8 protein-coding genes and 2 CRISPR repeat arrays are annotated in these 12,124 nt (G+C 35.0%); all 8 genes read right to left on the bottom strand.

Features of this window, described 5'->3' with window-relative positions:
* Positions 1-69: 69 nt before the first annotated feature.
* Positions 70-1,009: a CRISPR direct-repeat array (repeat unit 30 nt; unit sequence GTTTCAATACATCTCATGTTACTCTTTATC).
* A 94-nt stretch (positions 1,010-1,103) separates the two neighbouring features.
* Positions 1,104-1,851: a CRISPR direct-repeat array (repeat unit 30 nt; unit sequence GTTTCAATACATCTCATGTTACTCTTTATC).
* A gap of 246 nt (positions 1,852-2,097) precedes the next feature.
* The 8 genes from cas2 to LJE11_RS17625 all read right to left on the bottom strand — a co-directional run bounded on the left by cas2 (position 2,098) and on the right by LJE11_RS17625 (position 11,876).
* The gene (gene cas2 / locus LJE11_RS17660; protein WP_008706834.1) at positions 2,098-2,388 is read right to left on the bottom strand and encodes a CRISPR-associated endonuclease Cas2; all 291 of its coding nucleotides are present in this window, start codon (positions 2,386-2,388) and stop codon (positions 2,098-2,100) included.
* A 65-nt stretch (positions 2,389-2,453) separates the two neighbouring features.
* Positions 2,454-2,882: a CRISPR-associated endonuclease Cas1 gene (gene cas1 / locus LJE11_RS17655; protein WP_020993578.1), complete on the bottom strand. Its 429-nt coding sequence runs from the start codon at positions 2,880-2,882 to the stop codon at positions 2,454-2,456.
* A complete protein-coding gene (locus tag LJE11_RS17650; protein ID WP_020993579.1) occupies positions 2,854-5,451 on the bottom strand; it encodes a CRISPR-associated helicase/endonuclease Cas3 in 2,598 nt (865 codons plus the stop codon). Before LJE11_RS17650 ends, cas1 begins: the two co-directional genes overlap by 29 nt.
* A 50-nt stretch (positions 5,452-5,501) precedes the next feature.
* Positions 5,502-6,239: a type I-B CRISPR-associated protein Cas5b gene (gene cas5b / locus LJE11_RS17645; RefSeq protein ID WP_008706837.1), complete on the bottom strand. Its 738-nt coding sequence runs from the start codon at positions 6,237-6,239 to the stop codon at positions 5,502-5,504.
* 3 nt (positions 6,240-6,242) lie between these two features.
* On the bottom strand, positions 6,243-7,181 hold the full coding sequence (locus tag LJE11_RS17640; RefSeq protein WP_161276499.1) for a type I CRISPR-associated protein Cas7: 939 nt from the start codon (positions 7,179-7,181) through the stop codon (positions 6,243-6,245).
* Positions 7,174-8,928, bottom strand: a complete 1,755-nt coding sequence (locus tag LJE11_RS17635; RefSeq protein WP_008706839.1) for a hypothetical protein — start codon at positions 8,926-8,928, stop codon at positions 7,174-7,176. Before LJE11_RS17635 ends, LJE11_RS17640 begins: the two co-directional genes overlap by 8 nt.
* Before the next feature lie 88 nt (positions 8,929-9,016).
* The gene (cas6, locus tag LJE11_RS17630; RefSeq protein WP_008706840.1) at positions 9,017-9,721 is read right to left on the bottom strand and encodes a CRISPR-associated endoribonuclease Cas6; all 705 of its coding nucleotides are present in this window, start codon (positions 9,719-9,721) and stop codon (positions 9,017-9,019) included.
* Between the two features lie 364 nt (positions 9,722-10,085).
* Complete coding sequence (locus LJE11_RS17625) at positions 10,086-11,876, bottom strand: flavin reductase (protein ID WP_026650331.1); 1,791 nt, start codon at positions 11,874-11,876, stop codon at positions 10,086-10,088.
* Positions 11,877-12,124 lie beyond the last annotated feature (248 nt).

The following is a 12,124-nucleotide window of genomic DNA, read 5'->3' as shown; positions in this document are numbered from 1 at the left end:
GCGGTTTTACAGGTTTTCACATAATCTATTTGAAGTAGCACAATAGGTTAAATTAGAATGTCCGGACAGGTTTCAATACATCTCATGTTACTCTTTATCATGCAGTACATAGAACGACTACAGGAAAGGTATTGTTTCAATACATCTCATGTTACTCTTTATCCCAGGTTACCGTTGGACTAGTCGAGCATCTATTTTGTTTCAATACATCTCATGTTACTCTTTATCGAACCTGTTGATAATGAAACGATATTGTAAAAATATGTTTCAATACATCTCATGTTACTCTTTATCAATGACAAGTAAACATTATAAATACTTTCAACCGAAGTTTCAATACATCTCATGTTACTCTTTATCGAGAAAATACCCTTGAGGCAATCAGAGAGAAATTGGTGTTTCAATACATCTCATGTTACTCTTTATCTTGAGGCAGAAGACAACCGACAGAACAGACGGATGTTTCAATACATCTCATGTTACTCTTTATCGAAGATGAACTTTCCAAAATCGCTGACAGTGGACGTTTCAATACATCTCATGTTACTCTTTATCGGTATATCAGAGGTATTATAATAGTAATATTATGGTTTCAATACATCTCATGTTACTCTTTATCAATTCCAGAAGATGTGCAGGATAAAATCAAAAAGTTGTTTCAATACATCTCATGTTACTCTTTATCCGTTTGGTCATCACTTTCTTTTTTGAAATGGTTTGTTTCAATACATCTCATGTTACTCTTTATCAGGATATAGTTTCCTGATGCGGAAACAGTTCCCTGTTTCAATACATCTCATGTTACTCTTTATCGCAAAACAGTTGCCGGACGGAAGATTCTCTGATGAGTTTCAATACATCTCATATTACTCTTTATCGATCACTATTCAGAACCAGTTCGGATTCCAGTATAGTTTCAATACATCTCATGTTACTCTTTATCGGCTTTCGTACAGAAACAGTTATCAGCTGCATCTGGGTTTCAATACATCTCATGTTACTCTTTATCATTCCTGCTTTGCCGGGGCCGGAGCGAACTGTAGCAAGTTTCAATACATCTCTCTTTATCATCCTTGCTAGGTTCATACCCTAGAGACGATGGTTGTTTCAATACATCTCATGTTACTCTTTATCCCTCTATTAACCTCGTGTAAATGGTATATTCTTTGTTTCAATACATCTCATGTTACTCTTTATCTTATGTAAATAAAAAAGATAAGTCAATTATTCAAATGTTTCAATACATCTCATGTTACTCTTTATCCAACTATACAGAGAATATAATGGAGGATAAAGCTAGTTTCAATACATCTCATGTTACTCTTTATCTGAGGGAATTAGGCATTGCTTTTTAACACAAAATAAGTTTCAATACATCTCATGTTACTCTTTATCCTATTCGCGCAACGTTTAAGGATGGCACAACATTGTTTCAATACATCTCATGTTACTCTTTATCATACTTGCATTCCAGACAGAATGCTTTCTTTGTTTCGTTTCAATACATCTCATGTTACTCTTTATCCCAGCAGACTACTATCCGTACAATGCAGGCGAGTGTTTCAATACATCTCATGTTACTCTTTATCTCCAGACAGTATCAAGAAGCTCAGTACCTTCTTGATGTTTCAATACATCTCATGTTACTCTTTATCCAGTTCCTCGCATCCTATGATGAACTTGAAATTAGTTTCAATACATCTCATGTTACTCTTTATCTAGAAAGAGCCAGTGATTTTGTGGACACAATGACGTTGTTTCAATACATCTCATGTTACTCTTTATCTAAGGAAGGAATTGATAACATGAAAGATGTAAGAAGTTTCAATACATCTCATGTTACTCTTTATCCCCTCGTTTTATAGGCTTTTCTTCTTCTAACAGTTTTTATAATACAGCAAAATACAAAGGATTGCAAGATTTTTACCAACCGACATCTCATTTTTTATTTACTCAATCAAAACCTGGTATACCCCCGTATTTTCAATATTTTTCATTTTTTTGTGAAAATCCGCCTGGTAATTTTTATAACTTTTCATTTAACTTACTTAAGGAATTCCCCTGTCATGTTTTCACACTGACAGGAGAATTCTTTTACTACAAAATCAAATCTTCTCCATTATCTTTTTTTCCATTTCCAAGTACTTCTTCTCCAAACACATTATCATTCATCAATTTTATAATACACACAAAATCTTCTTCCTTATCTATCACTCGATTCAGTTCATTTCTCAATTGTATGAATTTTGATGGCGTCATGTCCCCTCTGAAAACTGATTTTTGGAAATGAGATAAATATTTTTTACAGATTTTAAATACTTTCTGTACCCTTTTTTCTCCTACATCATAAAATAAGAATGCATAATTATAATTCAACTGTTTTTTCATACATGAAATCCCCATTTTTTAACACAGAAATCATTAATACCGTTACTCTTTTCTCTCTATCCTTTTTACATTCCTTCTTTAAGAGAAAATGGAACAAACTCTTTTCCTTCAAGAATATTTTTTATCAGCTTATAGCAATCCAGTTTCAATGCAGTGCGATAAGAAACTTTTCTTTTCAATTTGGGATGAAGAAATACACTTTCCAGACGATTTTCAAATGCTTCTATAAATATTTTCCGTCCCTCTTCATTCAAAATACAATAGTTTACCTTTTTTTCAAAATGCTTTTCAACCTGCAGTCTTCTATTATTGACCAAGTCAAAAATTGTTCTGAAAACAATAACTGGTTTAAACACTTCGCTCAAATCCAGACTTAATGAGAATCTGCCTTCCGATGGTTCATGTAAAAAGCTTATTCTCTGGTCCAAATGTGTCTGGTAAATTGCTGCAATTCTCCCACATCTGTCAGAAAAACATCTCTCCGCCTGTTCCAAATTTTTCTCTGTTTAAAACTCCATTTTCAAAATAGGAATCACCGTCTTTTATGAAATATATATCACCAATTGCTTCATATTCATCCCATGCGAATGTATTTCCTTTTTCTATCTGATACACAAACATTTTCATTTTACATTTTATCTCATGAAGTCTGACACGCTGTTCGCTGTAATCCATGCCCTGATCATGTAACAACGATTCATACTCCTGCCAAATCTCGTCTCCGCATATTTTTTCAGTAGCAGATAATGTAAGTGTCCTGGAAAGAAATACATTCATCATTTCTCGCTGTTCATCTATCAGATGCATTTTGTCTGAAACTTTTGGATAAGCAAGCTGACCAACTTCTTTTTTGAAAAAATGCACTATATTATTTTCGTTTTCGCTTTTTTTGTTATTTCTCTCTATCTCCAGAATTTCTCCATAATAATCAGAAAAATTTTTGGTTCTCAAAATTTCCTGCATATCTGTTTTCATGACAGTAAATTCTGTGTCAACACGAATATCTCCATCTTTATACACCATTCTTGCAGAATCAAGATTAAAGAAATAAACAATTCCTTCCCCTTTACAGGAACGATTAATACGCCCCATAAACTGCTCTTCACTGTCCAGCTTTGAACAGTCTTTATATCCTATATCCATATCAATATCGACACCCGCCTCTATCACCTGAGTTGCCACCAGAATAACAGATTTCAGCTTCGAAAGTTTTTCAATTATTTTCTGTCTTTCCCAGATGCTGCTGTCTCCACTCATAAACAACGTTTCACAGTCTATTTCTGTATCCGTTAACATACCGTAAAATTTTTCTGCACTCTTTTTGCTGATAAATTCTATCAATATTTTCTTCTTTCGCAGTACCTGTTTTTGCACATGTTCACACAAAATTTCCAATGTCATCTTCTGTTTCAGTAAACTATAATCAGGTATGACTCTTTCCGCAAAAACAGGATGTTTAAAGTAACTTTCTTTTTGTGGAATCAGATTGACAGCATCTTCCTTATCATCTGTCAGTGCTTCCAGATTTGGCAAAGTTGCTGACATGATAATGATTTTCATATTAAGCAATTTCGCATACCCTTTCAAAAAAGTTATGATTTCACTCCAGAGAGCATTTTTGTAACTTTGTATCTCATCCAGCACAATTACTGAATTGCATAACTGATGAAAAGCAAATACATCCTCTTTCTCATGCCCAAATAAAGTTTTAAACCAAGTCACATGTGTAGATAAAACAATTGGATAGTTCAAAAACTGTCTGTCAAGAAGAACTTTCTGATAAAATTTTTTTGTCTTATCCTCATACTCATCTTTCTCTTCTTTCATAGGTACCAGTGAATTTACCACAGCAATCTGGTTCATAATATCTTTCTGATTTCCAAATATTTTCCCCAGATTTTCAATATTCTGATCTACAAGCGTGTTAAACGGATAAATGTAGAAAATTTTATTGATATTCTTTACTTTCTTTATAATCTGAAAGCTGAGGTTCAATGCAGTATTGCTTTTCCCTGCACCTGTAGGTTCTTCCAGATAAAATATGTGGTCATTGATATGTTCTTTTAATGTATTTTCCGCATCCAGAAACATTTCTGTTCTTAAATCATTGATTACATCCGCTTTTTTCTTTTTCACCAGCCTTTCTCTTCTCTGTGGATATTTTGTTTTTTCATACTCCCGAATACTTTGTTGTGTTCCCGTTTTTTCATATGCCTGTATAATATTTGAAATATCATCCAGTTGTCCAAAAGCTTTCAATTTTATCCCGTTCATATAGTCTGATGTGGCATAATAGTCAACAGCTACCAAAAGTGAAAACAGCAGTCTGGTATATCCAAATAAATATACCTGACGGGAAGCATCGTCTCCTGATATTCTTTCAAACATATCCTCCTGTTTATCTTTTTTCAAATACACCTTCTTTCTTACTTTCTGATTTTCATTTTCTTCTTTCCACTTTTTCAGCCATTGCTGTGCATGCCACCCTAATACTGTACCCTCTGTATCATTCAGACTTGCAAAGCTGTCCAGATATGTCTGAAAATCAGTAAGTGCCCCATGATGTTTTGCTATTAAAAATGAGTGAATATATGCAAGATCTCTTAAACTTTTTCTTTCTTCCAGATTTTCTATTTGAGAAACTCGATCAAGGAAATAATCCAGATACAAAACTGAAGACAAAATAGAATGTTTACTTCCTACACTGTTATCCGGCCTTGCCTTTCCTTTCAATTCATAATTTCCCATATTTTTTTCCTGGAATCTTGGATTAATTTTTCCGATATCATGAAAAGTGATAACATTGTCTCTCATTGTTTCAAAAAAATGGATTCCTTCCCGACTCATCTCGGAAAAATACAATTTTTCAAACTGCTCAAAGACTACCTGTATCTGTTTGTGCTCTACTATTTTCTCATAATATTGCTGGCATAATTCTGTATGCTCTATTAGTGTTTCTTTCTGTCTTTGCTCCATGCTCTTCTTTTCATTGCCAGTTCTATGTGCATAACAATGCACAACATCTTTCTGTACTTCTGTTAAATCAATAAATTCAATATTCAAAGAAATCCCCCTTTACGACAGAATCCCGCAAAAAGGCTGCGGGATTCTGTCTAATAAAATACAAGCATACGATCTTCTGTTTTAAAAATTTTTTTTCCTTTCAAAGTCACTTTCATATTTGTAAAACAAAACGTTTCATACTGATACAAATTCAAATGGCTGTCTATTCCGACGGGAAGCTTTTCTTCATATTTAAACTCCGGAACTTCCTCTTCATCTTCATACTCTTCCTCTTCTTCATCAGCAATTCCCAGTTTTCCATCTTTTTTCTCATAAAGGCAAGATAAAACTACATTTTCGCATGTTACCACATCCAGTTCCACAACTTTTGCAGCACAGATATCCGCCAGATGGTCATTTTTTCCCATATATGGGATATATACGCATTTCTTATCCAGAATCATCTCTGCAATCTTATCCGCTTCCCGGGAATCTAAAAGAATATAAATATCCCATACCGGATTCTCCAGCCACTGCTCTCTTACGATCAGATTTCCTCCCAGTTCCTGGGATGCATATCCTACTGTGTTATTAAACATCTGTACTTTCTTCTGTATATATCCCTGAGAGTTTCGCGGTACAACAGAAACTTTCAAATCTTTTAATTTTTCATAAAACTCCGGATACGTTCCTGTACAGCCATAACCTTTGTACCCTACAATAGCTCCAAGTATGCCTAAAAGCGCAACTCTATGGATTTGTCCATATGTAAAATAAAAGTAAGCATTCACTTCCGGCTTTTTAAAAAAGGCATTTTTTCCACTGAGAGTAAATTTCAAAGCCCGCATAAATCACACCTCTTCTTGTGTAATAATATTAAATATCTTCGCCCCTTCAATTTCTCCTTCAAGTTTTGTTGTATACGGATTATAATAAATTTCTACATTTTTAATCCTTGTTTTAAGCACCTGTAAAAGCTCAGCACACTGTTCCAGATTAATTATGTTTTTTTCCTCTCCTTTATCAAAAGAAATATATTCTGTCAGATTCGGAAGATATAAGTCTGATTCTGTTTCAACAAAAAGTGCAAACTCATTTTCACATCCTTCTTTTGCATTTGTGGCAAATGCTGTGGCAGATACTAATGCTGTTCTTTTAAAATTCTGGTAATCTTCCTCTGTGTACCCATCTGTAACTCCCAGCTCCTTAAACTCTTTATATGCCAGAGGATTAATCACAAATGGATAAAAATAATGCGCTTCATTGCTGGTGATTTTAGTTCCAAGCGTTGAGTTTTTTGCTTCTTCATCCTTCTTATCATCTTTACTTGAATCCCTGAACGGTGACAATATATTCTGCTCTTCCGAACAGGTATCTGCATATTTATTGAATCCCTGACCAAATTGAACAGCACCCGTAATAGATATGTTATTTTTTGCTTCTGCAAAAGTTGCACCAAAGTTTTTTACATCTACTGCTGAGAACAGATTTTTTAAAGTTTTCTGTGGATTCTTTTCCACCTTTTCTCCAAAGATATATTCATAACGCTCTCCCAATGAACGTGGCACCAAAGATACCAATGAAGCATCTTTTCCGCCAAATTTCATTGATTTAATATACAGAACTTTTTTTCCTTCATTATCCCACATTTTTTTCATCGGATACTTCAAGGCCTTATCACTTCCAAATACCAGGCCATCAGATGTTGTTTTGGGATATCCGGAAAAATCTGCATTCCAGTTTGCCATAATAGAAGAGATGCCTAATACTCCATATACTCGTTTATTCATTTACCTGTTCCTCCATATTCTTTTTCTGATATAAAATGTTATTATTAATATATCCCGCGATCATAGAATTCTGATCTGTTTTTTCTGCTTTTGTATAATTGCAGATCATTGCATAAAGATTATTAAACCATGTTCCTGAACAATTCAGCTGGTAATTATATTTTATAAAATACTGGCGCAGTTTATCTTTTAAAGCCTGATTATTCTTTATGTTAAAGAAAGGATTCGCCAGAGAATGTTTCTTATCCTTTGCCTTACTGAGAGAAATAAAGTAATTCACAAGCTGTCCGACTGCATAATAATATTCTTCATCACTTGTAATCTGCTCTGTCTCTTTACTCTGTATCTTTCTTCTTAATTCTTTTCGTATTGACTCATAATCCGTACTCATTTGCTCTCCTCCTGAAAAATATTCTTCCAGTGAACACTTCAGATTAAACTGTTTCACAGCCTTGGAAATATATCCGTTTTTTATAGAATCTTTTATCATGTTCACACTGACTTTAGATAAAATTCCTGCAATATTCTGTGTTTCATTCTTATATAACCATGCAAAAATTGCATCTCTTGACCATATCAGATTTCGTGCTGTCTCACCGGAAATCTGCAATTCATCAACAGGTGTAAAATAATTCGTAACCAGCCATTTTGAAAACAGGATTTCATTAAGTAAACTCTCCATCTGTCCGACAGTTCCGTAATCCCTGTAGAGTTCTTCCTCTGTTTTTCTGTCGAATACATTTATATATTGAAAACGCTTTCGCAGATGATAACGGTAATCTACAATAACATCCTGATGCATGATCTGCACTTCTTTTCCTTTCTGCACATACAGATAATAGCCTGTGAAATCTTTCTGCATCTTTTCTTCTTTTGAAAAAGCACTGATTTCTCCTTTTTCCGGATCAATATAAATATTTACTTTTCCTGCAGACGCCTGATTGTACAGGTAATCAAAAAATTTCCTCTGCAAAACTGCATCTTCTGCAGTAATCATATATGGCAGCTCTGTCTTTCTTGTTTTATGTGCCATGTATGGTTTCTTCTGGTTCATTCCCAGATTGTCGTTAGGAAGTCCCCATATTTTCCCATCTATTTCCTGATTATAATCATTCTTATTAAAGATTTTCGTAATCAGATATCTCTGTTCTTCCTGTATATATCGTTCTTCTGTATCTTCAAAGAAGATTTTCAGATAATTTTTTCCTGACAGAGAAATTCCCATATCTTCCAAACTAAAAATATGCTTCTTTACCCAATCCCGACACCATTCCAGTTTTTCTACATTAATTTCGTCAATCTGAGCAGCAATATAGTCATACATTTGTCTGTCTTTTGACTTGGCATATTTCTTTTCTGGATTTTTTAATACATCAAAATATCGGTCAATTGCCTCCTGATTTAATTTCCCGTTACCCAGACTTTCCTGCTTCACCCAAAATGAAAGGTAATTATTTGAATGAATAACTTTCTTTGGATCTACAGGTTTATCCATGCTTACTAACCTGCTGTGATAATCAAAAAAACACATTTTCCCATAATATCTCTGCGAAATCCCCTCCATTTGTTTTGCCTTCTTGTTAAATTTCAAATCCATCTGGCATGCGATAATTCCATCAGAATTCACACTGATATAACACCCATCTGCCGGAATATAGGAATCCAGAATCAAAGCATCTTCTGCCCTGCCTTTTTCTTTTACCTGTTGCATTTGTCTTTTGAATACTTCAAGACAATCCTTCAGCACATACTCACCCTCTTTACTTTTTATATAGCAGTTTATTATTACCATAAATCATATGGCTATCCCACAGGTCAGTTCCAGCAAGCACTGATCAGAACCACCTGAAATTGCAAAACCCAGCTCCTCTGCTGTTTAATTCACAAAGTCCTACACCTAATATGAAATATGCAAGTTTCTGACTCTTCTCATCATCTGCAATCTGAAGACTTAATTTATCACCTAACAAACTAATACGTTTATACTTGCAACTAATTGGATGTCTGTTTAAAAATGTAATATTTGTATATAAGGGAAAATCTTCTTCGATCTGCTCTCCTGTAAATGAATTATACTTCTTTACTAAATTAGAAAACAATCTTTCTTCATATTCATCAAGACTCATATAACTTCTCCAGTATCCTTCGTCTGACTTCATAATAACCGGACTCAGCGTATATATTTCGCTTATCATTTTGTGCGGAATAATACGATTCTCAACAGTTAAGCCTTTCATTTTCTGTGTATAGTGATTTTTTAATACCTCTGAAAAGTATCTCGCAAGAATCGGTTCTACAGTTCGTACAGTTAAGGTATAAATCTGGTCTTTTTTATATGTCATGCCACGTTCCAACGGCCACAGAGTCCCTACACTGTAGAATTTGTAACAATTTGTCTCATGGAAAGAAATTAAACTCTCATTCTGACACAGTGCTGAATCTACAAAATTTGCTACTGCATTCTGTAATTCCTTAAATGGAATATCCTGCAGCAGATAAAGCTTCACTCTCATTTCATATACATTTAGTTTTTGCTCCACAATACCCTCCCAATATTTTTCAACGTAAATATTTGTTTATTTAGTTATAAAGTAACACGTTTGTTTTGTTTTATCAAGCTGAATCTTTTTACTTTTCTAAAAATTTATTTGCAATATCTGTTAATTTATAATAAAATACTCGTAACTGTTCAGCACCTTTACAGTTACAAATCCAAATCTACTGAGACTTGTTTGCAACGATAGAATTTGGGAACTTCATTAAGAATAACATAGCTATGTATTGAAACACGTATATATTTGTTTCTATTTATCAAGTGTAACATGTGATGTATAACAAAAATCCCTGACAGAAATTTTAACTGATCATCAGTTTTTAATTTCTGTCAGGGATTTTTATTTATTATTATCCAATCGGCTCGAAGTCTACAGCTCCATGTTTACACAGTGGGCAGATATAATCTTCCGGAAGTTCATCGCCTTCGTAGATATATCCGCAGACTTTACATACAAATCCTTTCTTACCTTCTGTTTCAGGTTTCGGTTTTACATTTTTCTGATAATAGGTGTAGCTCATTGTCTCCTGGTCACTTACCACGCGGGCTTCTGTCACACTGCAGATGAACATTCCGTGAGTTCCCAGATCTACATACTGCTCTACTTTCAGGGACATAAATGCGTTGATATATTTGTCCAGGAATATCAGTCCGTTATCAGAACGATTCACCTTCTGTCCCGCAAATTTATCCACGCTTCTTCCACTCTGGAAACCAAACTGTTCAAATACAGAGAACGGAGCTTCTACAGAGAGACAGTTTACATTCATCACCCCTGTCTGCTTGATAACATGGTGAGAATAATTTGTCTTATTGATATTAACTGCAACGCGGAACGGAGAGTCTGTCAGCTGTGTAACTGTATTAACGATCAGTCCGTTATCCTTTTTACCGTCATTTGATGTCACTACATAGAGACCATAACCAATGCGGAATAATGCTGTCATGTCATTTTTATTTGCCAGTTCATCATTCTTTGCAATATATTCCTTACAAAGCTCGGAAGCCATCGCTTCCATCTGATCTCTGTTTTCCTGATTTACTGCGGACATAATCTTCACTGTGGTGTCCAGCCAGTTGATCTTCTTGCATTCAGAAAGCATATTTTTCATTACTTTTGCTGCCAGAGGTGCCCAGGAACCGTTTTCAATAAGGCCCACTGTGCGGTTCTGGAAATTATGCTCTGCCAGACGGGTAATAAAGTCATTCATAAACGGATAGATTCCTGCATTATAGGTAGTTGTTGCCAGTACCAGCTTACTGTAACGGAATGCATCACTGAGTGCCTGAGACATATCATCTCTTGCCAGATCATAAACAACTACTTTCGGACATCCCTTGCTCTTTAATTTCTCCACAAACTGATTGACTGCTTCTTTGGTATGTCCGTATACAGAAGTATATGCAACTACGATTCCTTCTTCCTCCGGTGTGTAAGAGGACCAGGTATCATAGAGGCTGATATAATGTCCCAAATTTTCTGTAAGTACCGGACCATGTAACGGACAGATGATCTGAATATCCAGAGTAGCTGCTACTTTCAGAAGTCTCTGTACCTGTGCGCCATATTTACCAACAATACCGATAAAGTATCTTCTTGCTTCATCATCCCAGTTTTCTTCCACATCCAGAGCACCGAACTTACCAAATCCATCTGCTGAAAAAAGAACTTTATCTGTGCTGTCATAAGTCACCATAACCTCCGGCCAATGTACCATTGGCGCAAATACAAAAGTAAGATTGTGATTTCCCAGACTCAGTGTAGAACCATTCTCTACTTCCAGTTTCTGCCCTTCCAGATCCAGTCCGAAGAAATTCTTGATCATTACAAATGTCTTCGCATTGGCTACTACTGTAGTGCCGGGATATACTTCCAGAAAGTTCGCTACATTTGCTGCATGGTCAGGCTCCATATGCTGAACGATCAGATAGTCCGGCTTACGTCCGCCAAGTGCCTGTTCAAGATTATCCAGCCATTCATGTTTGAAATTGGCATCTACAGTATCCATAACTGCAACCTTGTCATCCAGAATCACATAGGAATTATATGCCATTCCGTTTGGCACTGCATACTGTCCCTCAAACAAATCTACCTGATGGTCATTCACTCCGACATATTTAATGGTATCTGTAATCTTCATATTTCTGCCCTCAATTCTTTCTTTATAGTATATCGTCTGTCCGTTACTATTCAGCAATCTGCTGTCACTCAACGTTAATAAGTTATAGTTGCTATGCATTCTTAATTTGTTTATGTTTTTATATTATACTATTTTAATCCAATTTTCAAGTCCTTTTGGTAATTTTTTTCATTTATTTATGAGATTTTGTTATTGTTCACACACCACTGTCCCGCGAGGTGTTTTGGCATGAATATGCCAAAATCCCG

Source organism: Blautia sp. DFI.1.216 (assembly GCF_020594215.1).
Lineage (GTDB): Bacteria > Bacillota > Clostridia > Lachnospirales > Lachnospiraceae > Blautia_A > Blautia_A wexlerae.
The sequence above is the reverse complement of the archived record's forward strand: the minus strand, read 5'-3'. Positions and strand labels throughout refer to the sequence as shown.